Origin of the sequence: Acinetobacter gandensis (genome assembly GCF_001678755.1) — a bacterium.
Taxonomy (GTDB): domain Bacteria; phylum Pseudomonadota; class Gammaproteobacteria; order Pseudomonadales; family Moraxellaceae; genus Acinetobacter; species Acinetobacter gandensis.
In genome coordinates this window covers 1-14936 of the sequence record NZ_LZDS01000008.1, presented here as the reverse complement: position 1 = coordinate 14936, position 14936 = coordinate 1, and the positions used below count along the sequence as shown (strand labels likewise).

General features: G+C 39.3%; 14 protein-coding genes and 1 pseudogene. 7 read left to right on the top strand and 8 right to left on the bottom strand.

Annotated elements, in window-relative coordinates; genetic code table 11:
- Window positions 1–66 precede the first annotated feature (66 nt).
- The 3 genes from A9J31_RS04265 to A9J31_RS04255 all read right to left on the bottom strand — a co-directional run bounded on the left by A9J31_RS04265 (window position 67) and on the right by A9J31_RS04255 (window position 1955).
- A complete protein-coding gene (locus A9J31_RS04265; protein ID WP_067762725.1) occupies window positions 67–672 on the bottom strand; it encodes a hypothetical protein in 606 nt (201 codons plus the stop codon).
- A gap of 158 nt (window positions 673–830) precedes the next feature.
- Window positions 831–1184: an RcnB family protein gene (locus tag A9J31_RS04260; RefSeq protein ID WP_067762724.1), complete on the bottom strand. Its 354-nt coding sequence runs from the start codon at window positions 1182–1184 to the stop codon at window positions 831–833.
- Window positions 1185–1409: 225 nt separating this feature from the next.
- Entirely contained in the window at window positions 1410–1955 is a 546-nt protein-coding gene (locus tag A9J31_RS04255; protein WP_067762723.1) for a glutathione peroxidase, read from the bottom strand.
- Window positions 1956–2239: 284 nt separating this feature from the next.
- Between A9J31_RS04255 and A9J31_RS04250 the strand changes: the two are divergent.
- Window positions 2240–3105: pseudogene (locus tag A9J31_RS04250) on the top strand (DMT family transporter).
- 22 nt (window positions 3106–3127) lie between these two features.
- Here A9J31_RS04250 and A9J31_RS04245 read toward each other — a convergent pair.
- Window positions 3128–3874 (bottom strand): helix-turn-helix transcriptional regulator, encoded by a 747-nt coding sequence (locus A9J31_RS04245; protein ID WP_067762722.1) that lies wholly within the window; start codon window positions 3872–3874, stop codon window positions 3128–3130.
- Window positions 3875–3998: 124 nt separating this feature from the next.
- Between A9J31_RS04245 and A9J31_RS04240 the strand changes: the two genes are divergently transcribed.
- Complete coding sequence (locus A9J31_RS04240; RefSeq protein WP_067762721.1) at window positions 3999–4889, top strand: DMT family transporter; 891 nt, start codon at window positions 3999–4001, stop codon at window positions 4887–4889.
- A 429-nt stretch (window positions 4890–5318) separates the two neighbouring features.
- Here the strand turns inward: A9J31_RS04240 and tsaC are convergent, their stop codons facing one another.
- From tsaC to A9J31_RS04225, 3 genes are all read right to left on the bottom strand, one after another.
- On the bottom strand, window positions 5319–5888 hold the full coding sequence (tsaC, locus tag A9J31_RS04235) for an L-threonylcarbamoyladenylate synthase type 1 TsaC (protein WP_067762752.1): 570 nt from the start codon (window positions 5886–5888) through the stop codon (window positions 5319–5321).
- A gap of 30 nt (window positions 5889–5918) precedes the next feature.
- On the bottom strand, window positions 5919–7088 hold the full coding sequence (gene dprA / locus A9J31_RS04230; protein WP_067762720.1) for a DNA-processing protein DprA: 1170 nt from the start codon (window positions 7086–7088) through the stop codon (window positions 5919–5921).
- A gap of 94 nt (window positions 7089–7182) precedes the next feature.
- Entirely contained in the window at window positions 7183–8337 is a 1155-nt protein-coding gene (locus tag A9J31_RS04225) for a LysM peptidoglycan-binding domain-containing protein (RefSeq protein ID WP_067762719.1), read from the bottom strand.
- 119 nt (window positions 8338–8456) lie between these two features.
- Between A9J31_RS04225 and def the strand changes: the two genes are divergently transcribed.
- From def to A9J31_RS04210, 3 genes are all read left to right on the top strand, one after another.
- Complete coding sequence (gene def / locus A9J31_RS04220) at window positions 8457–8987, top strand: peptide deformylase (protein WP_067762718.1); 531 nt, start codon at window positions 8457–8459, stop codon at window positions 8985–8987.
- 86 nt (window positions 8988–9073) lie between these two features.
- Window positions 9074–9490, top strand: a complete 417-nt coding sequence (locus tag A9J31_RS04215) for a DUF2946 family protein (protein WP_067762717.1) — start codon at window positions 9074–9076, stop codon at window positions 9488–9490.
- A gap of 137 nt (window positions 9491–9627) precedes the next feature.
- Window positions 9628–11655 carry a TonB-dependent copper receptor gene (locus A9J31_RS04210; protein WP_425394342.1) on the top strand — a complete coding sequence of 676 codons (2028 nt, stop codon included), beginning with the start codon at window positions 9628–9630 and terminating at the stop codon, window positions 11653–11655.
- 61 nt (window positions 11656–11716) lie between these two features.
- Here A9J31_RS04210 and A9J31_RS04205 read toward each other — a convergent pair whose 3' ends face one another.
- Entirely contained in the window at window positions 11717–12922 is a 1206-nt protein-coding gene (locus A9J31_RS04205) for an oxygenase MpaB family protein (protein WP_067762715.1), read from the bottom strand.
- Window positions 12923–13017: 95 nt separating this feature from the next.
- On the opposite strand from A9J31_RS04205, the gene A9J31_RS04200 reads away from it, so the two are divergent.
- Both A9J31_RS04200 and A9J31_RS15290 read left to right on the top strand, forming a co-directional pair.
- Complete coding sequence (locus A9J31_RS04200; RefSeq protein ID WP_067762714.1) at window positions 13018–13626, top strand: TetR/AcrR family transcriptional regulator; 609 nt, start codon at window positions 13018–13020, stop codon at window positions 13624–13626.
- 44 nt (window positions 13627–13670) lie between these two features.
- Window positions 13671–14174 carry an ABC transporter ATP-binding protein gene (locus A9J31_RS15290; RefSeq protein ID WP_081410268.1) on the top strand — a complete coding sequence of 168 codons (504 nt, stop codon included), beginning with the start codon at window positions 13671–13673 and terminating at the stop codon, window positions 14172–14174.
- The last annotated feature ends 762 nt before the right edge of the window (window positions 14175–14936 follow it).

Here is a 14936-nt window from a genome sequence, read left to right as displayed (position 1 = left end):
AAATCAAGACAGACCAGTTCAGTATGATCGAAAGGTCTGTCTTGCATGTTTAGAGCTAAGAGAAAATTAGCTTTCTGATGTTTTTTCTTGAGCTGAATGATCTGAAATGATCATGCTGGCAAGTTTCACCATCTCCAGTTGGATATTGCCCATTTGATTTTTAATTTTCTGAATATCCACTTGAGTTAAATCCATTTGGCCATTTAAAAAGGGTGAAGCCAAAACTTGCTGATTGGCAGCTTGTAAATTGCTGCGAATATCATTGATTTCAGTGCTTTTTAGGTTCAGTCCACTGAGTGCCTGATTAAAACCTTTCAATTGTTGTTGTAGCTGATCGGCTGCCTTTTGCAGTTGAATCGGGTCTTGGCTACTGACCGCCGTTTCAATATCGCTTTGGGTTTGTTTCAATTGCTCAACATAGCTGCCCGCTTTCAATTGCATGTCGGCGACATCACGGACAATGTAAAACATATTGCCGCTTTTCAGTGGAGTTGAATTTTGAGTTGTGCTGCTTGGCGCATTTTGCGTATCTGTCGCAGAAATGCTTTGTTCAGAGCTATTCGCATCCAGCTGATTATTTTCAGGTGTAGTTGCAGGCTCGCAGCCAATTAAAACCAAAACACCTGTAAAAATGGCAAAAGGAACAAGGGCATTCTGTACAAGCTTTTTCATTCGATTATCACTAAATTCAGTCTTTATGAATTGAATATAGGGGCTAAATGTGGATTAAAAATAGAATGTTGCAAAGCAATAACAAAAAACCAATTGGCTCTTTCAGATGTTAAAAAAAGAGGGCATTGAGCCCCCTTTCTTCACCGAGATATAAAATCTTAACCACGCACAATTTTAATGATGCTGTGAGTTTTATCATTGATGAGGATGTAATCACCATTCACTTTAATCCAATGCTGATTTTTACCGGCTTTACTTAAATGTTTTTTTTGATTTTGGTTGAACTTGTAGCTCGAAGTTTGGTATTGGCTTGGAACTTTGTGGCCAATTTTCCAATCTTTCGATGGTTTGAACACTTTTTTATCAGCTTGTTGCTTATGCTGATGCGTTGGAGCTTTATGTTGCTGAACTTGCGTTTTCTTTGGTTGATGATCTTGTGGCGCAGCCATAACCGGTGCAGCAACCAATGCAGTGGAAAGAGATAAAACAATAGCTTTCACGAGAGTATTCATTTATTCACCTAATTGTTATAGCGGTTTGTCTATGACTTCATCATAGGACTAAGTGATTGATAAATAGTGAAAGGAATGTTGTTCAAATATAAAAATAATGAGCAAACTGTGAAGAAGTTTCGAAATGGGTAAAATTTATTAGATTTTTGATTTTAATAAAAAAATGTAAATATCTACAGCGCTGTAGATATTTACATTGATGTTACAAATTATTGAATATTCATTTTACTTTTCAAGTTCTGCTTGAATCGCGTCAAGTAAACGAGGGTCTTCTGCAGTAATGTCTGGTGCAAAGCGTGCCACTACTTCACCTTTTTTATTCACCAAGAATTTTTCAAAGTTCCAAAGGACTTCAGGTTTTGGATTAGGTGTTAAACCATAATCGACTAAGTCTTTCCACCATGGGCCTTCACCAATACGCTCAGGAATTGCTTGAATTAATGTTTGATATAAAGGATGTTTGTCGTCGCCAGCAACAGAAATTTTTGAGAAAAGCGGGAAGTCGACTTTATAATTCAGTGAGCAAAATTCTTGAATTTCTGCATCCGAACCGGGTTCTTGCGCTAAGAAATTATTTGCTGGAAAACCTAAAATTTCTAAACCTTGCGCTTTGCTATTGCTGTACAGTTTTTCTAGACCTTCATACTGTGGGGTAAGGCCGCATTTTGATGCAACGTTCACTAACAGTAAAACTTTACCTTCATATTGATTTAATGTGGTCTCTTCACCAGAGATCGTTTTAACGGGGATGTTATATACAGAAGCCGTCATAATAATTCCTAATAGATGTCGTTATGTCCAATCCTGTTTTAAAGGGAAAACATCGTCACGGCAAGTCTTTATCATCTAGCTTTTTGCATATTTTTTGTAGTGTTTAGTGCTTTTGTTGCAGAAGGAATACCTATTTCATTGGCCGATTTATTTATTCAAAACTTTGAAAATTAAAGGAGAAAATCAGCAAAATATAAATAGAATTTTTGATTACTATAGTCACAATCAAATCAATTGCGCGCAGTATGTTTAAAGCCAGTTCATCTGATTCAAATTCAAGCGCCATGCCATTGTGGATTTATAGTTTTCCTATGATTCCAGTGCTGATTTGGGCCATTAATATGGTGGTAACCAAATATGCAGCATCGGTCATTGAGCCTGTCAGTATTAGTTTTTGGCGAATGTTGATTGCACTTATTGTGATGCTGCCATTTGTGTATTCGGCACTCTATCGTCAGCGTATTCAAATACGACATCACGTTTGGCAGTTGGCTGTGTTGGGTTCATTGGCTATGTTGGTCTATCAATGTCTGTCTTATTGGGCTGGACACAGTACGACCGCAACCAATATGAGCATTATTAATGCATTTATTCCGATCTTTACCATTTTGGTGAGTTGGCTGGTACTGGCAGAGAAACCAAACCGTTATGCAGTGATTGGAGTTTGATTTCAATTTCTGGTTTGTTCTATCTCATTGGTCAAGGTTCATTGCTTACTGTATTGCACGGCGGCTTTCATTTTGGTGATGGGCTTATGATTATTGCGGTCATTGCCTATGCGTTGTACGGGGTATTACTACGTTATTGGAAATTGCCTATTACGCTTGCTGCAAGTCTTTTTATGCAAACGTTGCTGGCCTTGTTGATGCATATCCCATTATTAATGTATTTCGGACTTGAAATTCTCAATGGTCAGAATTATCAGCCTGTACTCTATGCCGCATTGCTTCCCTCGATTGTTGCACCATTTATGTGGATGAAAGCAATGCAAACATTGGGGCCGAACCGATCAAGTATATTTACCAATTTGGCACCAGTATTGACGGCTATAGTAGCTTATTTTTATTTGGGCGAGCAGTGGATGTCTTATCATACCATTGGCACTTTGATGGCGATATTTGGCGTAATTTTGGCACAGCGTAAAGTTTGAAAATGTCTTTTTTTGAATCTGCCTAGCGATGTTGGTGTGGTGTTTTTCCGGTATAGCGTTTAAAAAAAGTAATAAAACTTGAGCTATGTTGATAACCGAGCTCAATGCTTAATGCCTTAATAGAGACACCCATTCTGAGTTTTTGAATGGCGTATACAATTTTTGCGCGGTTGCGCCACTCGGCTAAACTCATATTGAGTTCAGTTTGGCTTAGACGTAGTAATTGACGCTCACTTAGCGAAAATTGGGAAAGGCATTGTTGTAAGCTCAATACAAAATGTTCGGATCGTGCTAAAAATTCTAAAATGGGTTTTAGCACCACATGATGGCTTTGTGGCAAGTAATGCTGATGCTTTGGTGCATGAAGTAATTGATCCAACAACACTTGTAGTAAATGGCGATAACGTTCTATTTCATCGGGTTGTGCAGATAGTGATAGCGTTTCTTCCACCAACAAACGGAAGAAAGGTTGAATGCTAAAAACCTCTGTTTGCTTTGGAAATTTTTGACATAAATGTGGGGCTAGACGAATCGCAACATATCGGATCGGTTGATCATCAATGGCAAAAGAACAATGCTCGGTTTGTGGTGGAATCCAAAGACCATAGCTTGCAGGCGAGAGATGATGTTGTCCCGCAATTTCATATTCAAACACACCATTTAAGCAAAAATTAAAATCTCCCCACAGGCAGCAATGAGGATATACCGTGTCACTTTGTATGTAGTGTGCTTCGAATAACTCAATATCCTGCTCGATAAAATTGTGCATACGTCCCTGTTGCTGTGTCTAAACTACGGTATAAATGTCTGAAATGATGTATTTCAATTAAAACCGACATTCAGCACAATAACCAGATGACATTTGTATGCATTCAAGGCTCAAAGGAGGGCGTATGCAAGTTCAGCCACGATGGACGAAATTTGCCATTCTTTTACCTTTGGTTGCTGTTTTTATCTGGTCGTTGAATATTACTGTAACACGCTATGTGACGGATTATATTTCACCAGTCAGTATTAGTTTTTATCGCTGGTTCGTGGCGTTTATTATTTTAACCCCTTTCATGCTAAAAACAGTGTGGCAACAACGCGAATTAATTCAGCGATACTGGAAGCAACTGGCCGTACTCAGTGCATTTGGTATGGTGCTTTATCAAGGGTTGGGCTATACCGCAGCACATTATACGACGGCAACGAATATGGGGATTATTAATGCTTTTATTCCTGTCTTTACTATTGCTGTTTCTTTTATGTTGCTCAAGGATATTCCGAGCCCTTACGCATTAATTGGCTGTTTGATCTCATTTACTGGGTTGCTGTTTGTGGTTGCTCAGGGCGATTTTTCAAATTTACTGCAAATGGGTGGGCATCTTGGCGACATCATGATGATTTTTGCCGTGTTCTTTTATGCCTTTTATGGGGTGTTTCTGAAGAAATGGCAGTTACAAATTCCGTTGTTACTGAGCCTTTATGTGCAGATTTTTTTTGCTTTGCTTTACCACCTCCCTTTTTTGCTCTACCTCGGTATTGATGCCATTAATATGCAAAATGCGCCAAGTGTATTTTATGCGGGCATTTTTCCCTCTTTAATTGCGCCATTGGTTTGGATGCTCGCTGTGCAGCAACTCGGGCCAAATCGAACCAGTATTTTTATGAATCTCACACCCGTTTTTACTGCTTTGATTGCATATTTTTGGTTGGGTGAACAGTGGATGTTTTACCACAGTATTGGAACCGTCATGGCAATTGGTGGGGTAATATTGGCGCAGCGCAAAGTGAAAGGGTAATTTTTGAAAAAAATTAATCAGAAATATTGCTTAAAAAAACAACAAACGAGATATATTATTGCATAGAACAAATCTTTTGAAAGTGTAGTTTTTAGCGTATTTTTGAATTAAAAAAGTAAATGCTCGTCTTAAAAGTTTATCAAAAATAGATACATATTTTTATTAAATGGTTATAAAACATGAATAAATTGCATTTGTATTAGTTAGATTTATATAAAAAATCTATTTGTTAAATATAAAAAAATATTACATAATGCCTTCATCGTAAATGATCAAGTTCAGATGATGAATTACTTGATTGTTCACCCAGAGTTTTAAAGACCCTCTGGATGTGATTAATGCACATCCTTTTTTATGCTCAGCCGTCCCTATATGGCTGAGCTTTTTTTTGTCTAAAATTTAATGATTAGGTTTATTGATCACCCGCAATTAAGTGCGGATGATTTCTCCAGTTTCAGCATCAATAATTTGGCTTGGCTCTTGGCTTAAGCCTAAATCACCATTTAAATACTCTAAATCATTGGCAAAATATTGACTGGCTTCTTGTAAAGAGCGTGCCGGATTTAATCCTGCAGGATTGGCACTGGTCGAAACAATAAAGCCATTAAATGCTTGGCATAAAGCGACACATAAAGAGTGGGTGGTAACGCGAACGGCTACTTTAGGGTGGTTGCCTTTGATCCAGCTTGGGATATGTTCACCTGCAGGTAACAACCAAGTGGTTGCTCGTTCAGTGGGTTTACGATTACTCCATGAGGCAATCACTTTTTCGCGCATTTCTGGGCTTAAGCCTTGGAGTAAATGTTCAACTTGTGCCACATTTGCTGCCAGTAAAATGACACCTTTTTCTATAGGGCGCTGTTTTAACTTTAAGATTTGGTGAAAGGCTTGCTCATTATAGGGATCACAGCCTAGGCCCCAAACAGCCTCTGTAGGATATGCCAGTACCTGACCTTTTTTGAGACAGGAAGCTGCTTCGGCAACAGAGGTGGTAATCATTTCTCGGCCCTTCATTTGTTTAACAAAGGGCTATTGTGAACCTAATTTGCCCATCCGACAACGTAGGTAATGTCCAGACTGTTGAATCGCATGTCCTAAAAGCTCTAATTCCATCAGCTTTCCTGTTAGCGTTGCAGCATCCATATTCAAATGAATAGACAATTGATCTAGATCTTGACCGACCCAGTCTAATTGTAAATATACCGAAATTAAGTCATCGGGAATGTGTTTTGTAGTAGATGAAAGCGCTTGATCAATATTATTCTTTTCAAAGGTGTTGTTTGCAGCTTCGGCTTGCCATTGCGTTGCAAGCGCTAATTCTTCAATCACTTGTTGAGGATGATCAATTAAAATTGCACCATCACGAATCAGTTGATGGCAGCCTTGATGATGTTCACTGTATATATGGCCTGGAATGGCAAATATAGTTTTACCTTGTTCTGCAGCTAATTTGGCGGTAATGAGTGAACCACTTTTTAAGGTTGCTTCAGCAACAATCACACCCAAACTTAAGCCACTGACAATACGGTTGCGACGAGGAAAGTGGTGCTGTAGGGGCGGGGTAAAGGGTAAAAATTCAGTGATGATGGTACCGTTCCGCTTCAGAATGTCTTGTCGAAGCGTTTGATTAGAACTCGGATAAGTCTGTTCTAACCCTGTGCCTATGACCGCAAGAGTACGTTGGTGTTGTAGTGCAGCACGATGTGCGGCTTCATCAATTCCTTGGGCTAAACCACTACAAATATAAAAGCCTTGTTCACTTAAATAGTAGGCAAAGTCATAGGCAACTTGACGTCCATGCGGGCTTGGTTTGCGACTGCCGACGATTGCTACTTGGGGGTGAATCAGGGCTTGAACATTACCTTGACCGAATAATAGTGGCGGCTTGTCTTGATAATGTTGTAGTTGTTGTGGATAGGTGGGATCACATTGAGTAATCACAAAGTCACAATCTTTTTGAATTTGAGCAAGGCATTTTTCGAATTGTTGTTGATTCACATCTTGTTGAAAATCACGAAAGCGTTGTAAGTGATTTTTATGAATCCCCAGCATTTGCCAAGTTTCATATTGTTTTGGATCTAGGGCATGTTGCAGTGAAGGAAAATGCTGCTGAATCTTATAAAAACTCGTGAGCGAGTGCTGTACAAGAAACCACAGGCGAATGTAATCGAGTTGCAGAGGAGTGAGTGCATGAAGCATATAGAGACCTTTTGCCGTCTTCTTTTTATGTTTTTTATTTTTTAAAAATGAAATGAGGCTGTATGTCAGCCTCATTGATGATCCATGTTTAGGATTAGTCGTCCATCAGTGGTGGCTGAATGCTCGCACCAACTTTAATTGGTAATTCACTTTCTAGCACGTATGCGTAACTGAGGTTATCAAATGTTTTGAAGACCATAATGTTGCCGATACGTTGCCCCGGAAGTTGAACACGTTCTTTGGTCTTCGGATCTGTGACGATTTCGCCTTTTTGATTTACGCTAAATACATGACCAGATTGAACGCCTTGTAAACTACCACGGTCAATGGTTACTACACTGTGAATTGCAGCAGTTCCAATAGAGCCCATAACGCGAACAATGCTACCACCAGCAGTCACATTATCTGCATTGGTTGGGTAGAACAATGTTGGCAGCATTGGGTCGTATTCAGGAAGGACACGGTCACCACGACGAACTTCAGCATTGTAAGTATCAGTTAACTCTAATGAGGTAATGTCATTTTCACCGCGAACAGCAACACCAGACGCCACTTGAGTAAGCTCTAAACCAGCATTGTATTTTTTACCATTGGCATCAGTGAAAATGTATGGTTCGCCTTCGCGATAAACGGCGTAGCGTTGACCAACTTGCATGCCTTGACCGCGTGCATATACAGTTTGACCTTTGGCAGCCAATACACGTTGATCGGCAGTACCCAGAATATATGGTGTACCTTCAATAGACTCAGGAGCAACGATCATGCTGCGCTCAAGCCATTGCTTGATATATTCTAATGGGATAACAGGAATGGCACTGTTTAATGATTCAACACGAACTTGAGGCTGAAGTTTGGTGCCGCCTGTATAGCGACGAATGATTCCTTCACAGCCATCACCTTCATCTTTACCAATGATCGGTCGACCATTGTAAGTACACATCAATAGGCGGTCACCTGGGAAAATCCAATGAGGATTTTTAACGTGTTTATTACTTGCCCAGATTTCAGGCCAGCGAACTGGATTTTTTAAAAAGCGTTTTGAGATATCCCAAAGCGTATCGCCTTTTTTCACCACATAGACCTGTGGTGCGCCGGCTTTTAAAGAAGGTGGATTGACGTTGCGGGCAGGGGCAGCTTCAGCAACACTGATCATACCCATCCCCACACTTACACACACGGTAAGCGCCAATAATTGCTTTTTAAACCCCAAGGCACTAAAAGTTGGCATGCCCTTCAAAACCTTTTTCATTATCATAATTCCTAAAATTATGTATGTAGTTGCGTTATAATAACGATATTACACACAATTTTTTGATGAAGCATTCCTTCATTTTGTTTTTTGATCAATGGCATAAGTGAGGACGTCGTATGGCCTTATTACCTATTTTAAGTTTCCCTGATCCCCGTCTTCGTACCATTGCAAAACCAGTCGAAGAAGTTACTGACGAAATTCGCCAGTTAGCTGCCGACATGTTTGAAACTATGTATGAAGCACCGGGCATTGGCCTGGCAGCAACACAGGTAGATCACCATATTCAGCTGATTGTCATGGATTTATCTGAAAATAAAGATCAACCCATGGTATTTATTAACCCCAAAATTACGCCATTGACGCAAGAGACCCAGCCCTATGAAGAAGGCTGCCTATCTGTTCCACAAATATACGATAAAGTTGAGCGTCCGTCACGCGTAAAAATTCAGGCAATTAACCTTGAAGGTCAATCATTTGAGGTTGAAGCGGACGGACTTCTCGCTGTTTGTATTCAACATGAAATGGATCACTTAAATGGTAAATTGTTTGTAGATTATTTATCGCCATTAAAGCGTCAGCGTGCGCGAGACAAAGTAGAAAAATTAGTTCGCCAGCGCGAAAAAGAGAAGGTTGCAGTGAAGCGTTAATTGTATTCGCTGAAAAAACTGGATTCTCAGCCCAATTTCGATTGGGCTTTGTTATACTTGGGGCAGACAAATTTTAGGGTTTGCCTGTGTGGTTACGTAGTGGTCTGCTACTGTCCTTTGTAGCAGTGTTTTTACAGATTGCTGTATTTTTGCAGCCCTTGTTGCCGAAGCAATATCAAATTGCTCCGGTCTGTGAAACCATCACGCGTGCACTTTTACTTCCAAATGTTCATTCTGAACATAGCGCTCATGGTCACCATGACCATATATCAGTTGCTCAAACTCAATTCAATCATTCACACGAACATGATGCAAGCCATCAATGTCAGTACTGTACGGTTTACGGTAATTTGGTATTGCCACCAGAACTTGATGTACAGGAAATCTTAGATCGTATTCAAGTGCGTTTGATTGCTTTTCAAAAAGCCTTTAAACACGTTTGGTTTGTCCTTCAGCAACTTTTTTTAATCCCTCAAGGTCGAGCCCCGCCACTGGCTGCATAAATCCGACGATTTTTACTTGGGTCTTAACTGGCTCCAGTACGCCTATATTTATGTATTCAGTGAGATAAAAAATGGCTCAGCCTAAATTCTTTCTACAGCCACTTGCGGCTGCAATTTGTGTCGCGTGTTATTCCAATATGACTTTTGCAGCAGAGATGCCATCAGATATGGCTGAACAAACTGCTGTTCAAACACTCGCACCTATCGTGGTTACAGCACACCAAGGGAATGATGCCAATGGTTTAATTGTCCGTGCCAATCCAAAACAGCCAATTCAACCGATTCCTGCCTCAGACGGTGCAGATTATTTAAAAAGTATCGTTGGATTCAGCGCCATTAAAAATGGTGGGACCAATGGCGATCCAACCTTTCGTGGAATGTTTGGTTCTCGTATTAAAATTTTAACGGATGGCACTGAAAATCTTGGTGCGTGCCCAAGTCGAATGGATGCACCGACTTCGTACATTTCACCAGAAAGTTATGATCGGATCTCGGTGATTAAAGGCCCACAAACAGTTCAATATGCCAATACAGGTTCAGCGGCGACGGTTTTATTTGAACGTAAACCAGAACTGTTTGATGAAGAGAAACATTATCGTGGCCAAGCCAGTGTGCTTATGGGTTCTTATGGTCGTTTAGATCACAACGTTGAAGCAGCAGCGGGTGATGAACATAAATATGTGCGCTTAAATGCTAGTCGCTCAGTAGCGGATAGTTATCAAGACGGTCATGGTAATACAGTACCTTCAGATTGGGAGCGTTGGAACGCAGATTTAGCTTTAGGTTGGACACCTGATGAAGATACCTGGATCGAACTGACTGGTGGTAAGGCCGATGGTGAAGCGGTGTATGCTGGCCGTGGTATGGATGGTTCTCAGTTTGCTCGTGAAAGTTTAGGGCTGCGTGTAGAGAAAAAAAATGTCACTGATGTGATTAAAAAGATCGAAGCGCAAGTGAACTATAGCTACAACGACCATGTGATGGACAACTTTAGCTTACGTACACCGCCATTGGTTGAAATGAAAATGGATAATGGCATGACCATGCAAATGCCAAATCCAATGGCAATGCAGGTGACGCGTCGTACTTTAAATGCACGTATGGCCGTGACACATGAGTGGGATAAGTTGCAGTTTATTATAGGTTTAGATACGCAAAATAATAAACATGCGGGCAGTATGACTGCGTTGATGATGCCATCGATGAATAAGCCACTCACTGAAGATATGCAATTTAATTCTTATGGCGGTTTTGGTGAATTAAGCTATCAGCTTAGTGAAAACAACAAATTGGTTTCAGGTGTACGTGTTGATCAGGTCAAAGTAAAAGATGAACGTGCAGCTTCTGCGAATAGTGGTTTTAATACTGAATTGAAAGAAACCTTACCAAGTGCCTTTATTCGATTTGAAAACCATCATCCTGAGCATGATGATGGTAAAACGTATATTGGTTTAGGTTATGTTGAACGTATGCCAGATTATTGGGAGCTATTCAGCCCTAAACATGGTAATGCAGGTTCGACCAATACATTTAACGGTGTTAATCCTGAAAAAACTTTGCAGTTGGATATGGGCTATCAACATACGCATGGAGCATTTAGTTCATGGGCATCAGCTTATGCAGGCTTAATTAATGATTACATTTTGATGAGTTACCATGATCATGGTTCGACATTTAGTGCAGGCGCTAAAAATGTAGATGCAACCATTGCAGGCGCTGAAGCGGGTGTCGGGTATCAATTTAGTGATGCCATTCAGGCGGATGTCAGTGCAATGTATGCTTGGGGTAAAAACACAACGGATAGTAAACCGTTACCACAAATTTCGCCTTTAGAAGCACGTGTAAATGTACGCTATATCCAAGATAAATATACTCTAGGCGCATTTTGGCGAGTAGTTGATGGTCAAAACCGCATCAGTAAAGATCAGGGTAATATCGTCGGCTATGATGTGAAAAAGAGTGGCGGTTTTGGAACCTTGTCATTAAATGGAACATATCATATTCATGATGGTGTGGATTTATCTGTTGGTGTGGACAACGTTTTAGATAAAGCTTATACCGAACATCTGAATAAGTTGGGTGATGCAGGTACTGGACTTGCAACGGATCAGCAGTTTAATAATATTGGCCGTAATTATTGGGCACGTATTTCCATGAAATTCTAAACTTTGCATCATGTCCAAATAGATTGCGAAATGAAAAGCAGAGTCTAGACTCTGCTTTTTTTTATTGATGCATGCTGGCCAATTGCTTGGCTTTAGATTGATACAGCGCTAAGCCTAATTTTTGTATTTCACGTCCTTTTTCTTGTAACCTTTGCTTTAAACTCGGCATATGCTTTGCCCCTGTATATAGCACTAAATTACGTGCTAAAAGGTAGTACGCAAACCAAGCTGCGGACTGAGGTTTGAGTCCGAGTTTGTGCATACGTTTCTTACCAATAAAAAACTGTGTTAGTTCTAAATGCTGTCGATACGCAAGTTTTTGTTGAATCGGGCGTAAATATTTATACTGCCGTTCAAAAGGTTCTTTGGATAAACTCGCCCCGAGCGCTGCGCTACTTGCATCTGATTTCGGATGGACAAATTGCATCCAATATAAAAGTTTCCAACCATCAGATTCTTTTTCAATTAACCACTTTTCATCGATTCCCATCAGCCAACCAACGTAGCGCCAAAAGTGTAGAAAATCTTCAGATTCCTGCTTTGATGGAAAAATCCCTAAAGCGCGGATGCCTAGCAACACGACACTGCTGAAAGCAAGGTTGGTCATGGCAAGATCGAATTGATTAATTGGCGTGCCCCACGTTGTATTGTCCCAACTTTTGCCCTTTTGTAGTTGATGACGAACCAAAGCGTGAATAAACCTCACATAGATAGTCGAAGTAAACCCAGCATTAAAACGATTTAAGCCATTCGGTTCCGTAATATCAATCCACCATTTAGTCGTTTCAGCCAAACGTGTGCCGGCTTGTTTATTTAAAGCCCCAGTCATCATTAATGGTTGGTTAAAACCTGGATAGAGATAACCAGCCATTAAGGATAAATCCCTTAAAATAAACCCATTGTTAATACCTAAGCGGTGAGTAAACTGCAAAGCATGTTCAATTTTAGTGTGATCCAACCAATTGGGAATCTGTTGGATATGCTGAAAAAACACTTCCAGTTCGGGAATGGTATGGGGAAGCTGATCGACCCCTTTAAATAGGGCCGTTTCAAAATATTCACGATGCAGCTTCGGATTTTTCATCATCCATGTGATGATTTTTTCCATTTCAGTGTCACCGGTTTGCAGTGCTTTGTTTAGAGACAGGTATTCTGCATAACTGGGTTGAGTCGAGCCCTTGGTTAAATGTGTAAGGGCAAAGCTCAGAATGTTACTTTGCTGGGTAGAGCTAAACGGCGCAAGTCTGGAATGAAAGAATGTAGACATTGTTAATACTTCAATGTTGTTGTTTAATTCAACACTAATACGAATATTTATTCGCATTCAATTCGTATAATTAAAATGATTATTGGATGTAACGCATGAGAAAAAGACCCCAGCAGCAGCGTGCACGTCTCATTGTAGAAAGTATTTTGGAGGCGGCGCAGTGGTGTATCGCAGAATATGGCTTGCTAGAATTGACGACACCGAAAATTGCCGATAAATCTGGTGTAAGTGTAGGTTCGATTTATCAATACTTTGAAAATAAAGAGCAAATAGTCGAAGAACTCTTATTACGTAAATCAGAACAATTGGGGTTGGCCTTAAAACAAACGATTGTAGAGCAAGAGCATCAGACCATCTACGAAGTTATTCCACTGAGTATTCAATTTGGTTTTGATATGTTGAAAGCTGATCGTGGTTTCTTTATCGAGATTTTAAAACACTGGCATCAATACAGTCGTTCAGATGCCTCTCAGGTTTTGGAAAAACATTTTTTTGAAGTTGGCATGTATTTATTTAACCGTTACTACCAACATTGGAGCTTTGAAACACTGAAAAATCGCTCATTTGTGATCATTAACAGTACTTTATTTACCATGATGCGCTATGTGAGTAATAACGACTTTTTAATTACTGAACAACAGCTTAAGAGAGAGTTGTCCAATATGATTTTGGCTTATTTAGAGTTTAAAGATGAAGTGAACTAAAATGAAAAATCTTGCTGAAGCACATAGATAAAGCTTAACAATAAATTCAATTACTCAATAAAATAAAAAAAGAGTGTTTAAATGGTTGTTCAGCATTTAGAAAATATAAAAAAAGTTATGCTGGCCATTCGATTTTTCATAATTTAAATCTGACTTGGTGTGAAGTCGGTGTCTTAGCTATTACAGGTGAAAACAGAATAGGAAAATCTACATTATTACCTATGATTGCCGGTTTATTGGAGAGTGATCAGGGCAGGATCTACATTAATGAACAAGAACAGAGCGCCAGTAATGATGAATATAAAAAATTAGTGGCATATGTACCTGATAAAAGTCCCGTGTATGATTTTATTCAGGGAGCGGAGTTTCTAAATTTGATTTGTAGCATTCGAAAGCTTAGCGCGGATGCTTATTGCAAATTTATCTCGTGGTTTAAATTAGAAGAATATTTAGATATACCATTTGCCCAGATGTCTTTTGGGACCACTAAAAAATTTTTACTTATTGCAGCTTGGGGTAATTTAAATGGATTTAAAGCATCATTTTGAGCATGACTAAAAATTTTGGATTGCTCAAAGTGTGCGAATGAATCAATTGAATCGAGCGGAATACATTGTATTGCTATTTATTGCGCTACTTACTTATTACCTTCAATTTTCTGGATAACTCAAAGCAATAGTGTGAAAAGTAGTGTAGGTGTGATTATTCCCTTGATCACGATTTATATTACTTTTATTCGATGGATCTATCGTAAACCTATAGAAATATACGGTGTCCTCCCCGTAATTATGGCTTCTATCTGGTTTGGATTAATTTTTTATGCGCTCATTTTTTACTAAAAACCACGTTTTTTAGTAAAAAAAGCCCATTTTGCAGAATAAATAAACAAACGTTGCATATTTTAAAAAATAAATGGGAAAAGGTGTTGCGTTGGGTAAGAAATGCTGTAGAATGCACATCCATCGGCGGTGATGAAGATTAAAACTTCTGATAAAACAGTGACTTAGTTAAGATTGATTAAGTTGGGTTTTAGAAAGAAAGTTTAAAATAATTTGAATTACTAGTTGACACTTTAGAAATAAAGTGTAATATAGCCGACCTAGCTTGCTGGTGACGAATCAGCAAGAAGATCATTAAGAGATTATGAAGAACAACTTGTGTGGATTTTTACTAGTTGATCAGTCGAAATTATTTTCATTGATTGATGGTAGAAATTACTCGAAGTTTATTTGAGAAATTAATGTCAGAAAATTGATGAGCCAGATTTGGTGTTTTGAATAAAGCACTATTGATTTTAAACTGAAGAGTTT

What these genes read in the sequence shown, in the direction of transcription:
- A9J31_RS04265 (WP_067762725.1), bottom strand. Translation starts at nt 672, where the DNA reads ATGAAAAAGCTTGTACAGAATGCCCTTGTTCCTTTTGCCATTTTTACA.
- A9J31_RS04260 (WP_067762724.1), bottom strand. Translation starts at nt 1,184, where the DNA reads ATGAATACTCTCGTGAAAGCTATTGTTTTATCTCTTTCCACTGCATTG.
- A9J31_RS04255 (WP_067762723.1), bottom strand. Translation starts at nt 1,955, where the DNA reads ATGACGGCTTCTGTATATAACATCCCCGTTAAAACGATCTCTGGTGAA.
- A9J31_RS04245 (WP_067762722.1), bottom strand. Translation starts at nt 3,874, where the DNA reads ATGCACAATTTTATCGAGCAGGATATTGAGTTATTCGAAGCACACTAC.
- A9J31_RS04240 (WP_067762721.1), top strand. Translation starts at nt 3,999, where the DNA reads ATGCAAGTTCAGCCACGATGGACGAAATTTGCCATTCTTTTACCTTTG.
- tsaC (WP_067762752.1), bottom strand. Translation starts at nt 5,888, where the DNA reads ATGATTACCACCTCTGTTGCCGAAGCAGCTTCCTGTCTCAAAAAAGGT.
- dprA (WP_067762720.1), bottom strand. Translation starts at nt 7,088, where the DNA reads ATGCTTCATGCACTCACTCCTCTGCAACTCGATTACATTCGCCTGTGG.
- A9J31_RS04225 (WP_067762719.1), bottom strand. Translation starts at nt 8,337, where the DNA reads ATGAAAAAGGTTTTGAAGGGCATGCCAACTTTTAGTGCCTTGGGGTTT.
- def (WP_067762718.1), top strand. Translation starts at nt 8,457, where the DNA reads ATGGCCTTATTACCTATTTTAAGTTTCCCTGATCCCCGTCTTCGTACC.
- A9J31_RS04210 (WP_425394342.1), top strand. Translation starts at nt 9,628, where the DNA reads ATGACTTTTGCAGCAGAGATGCCATCAGATATGGCTGAACAAACTGCT.
- A9J31_RS04205 (WP_067762715.1), bottom strand. Translation starts at nt 12,922, where the DNA reads ATGTCTACATTCTTTCATTCCAGACTTGCGCCGTTTAGCTCTACCCAG.
- A9J31_RS04200 (WP_067762714.1), top strand. Translation starts at nt 13,018, where the DNA reads ATGAGAAAAAGACCCCAGCAGCAGCGTGCACGTCTCATTGTAGAAAGT.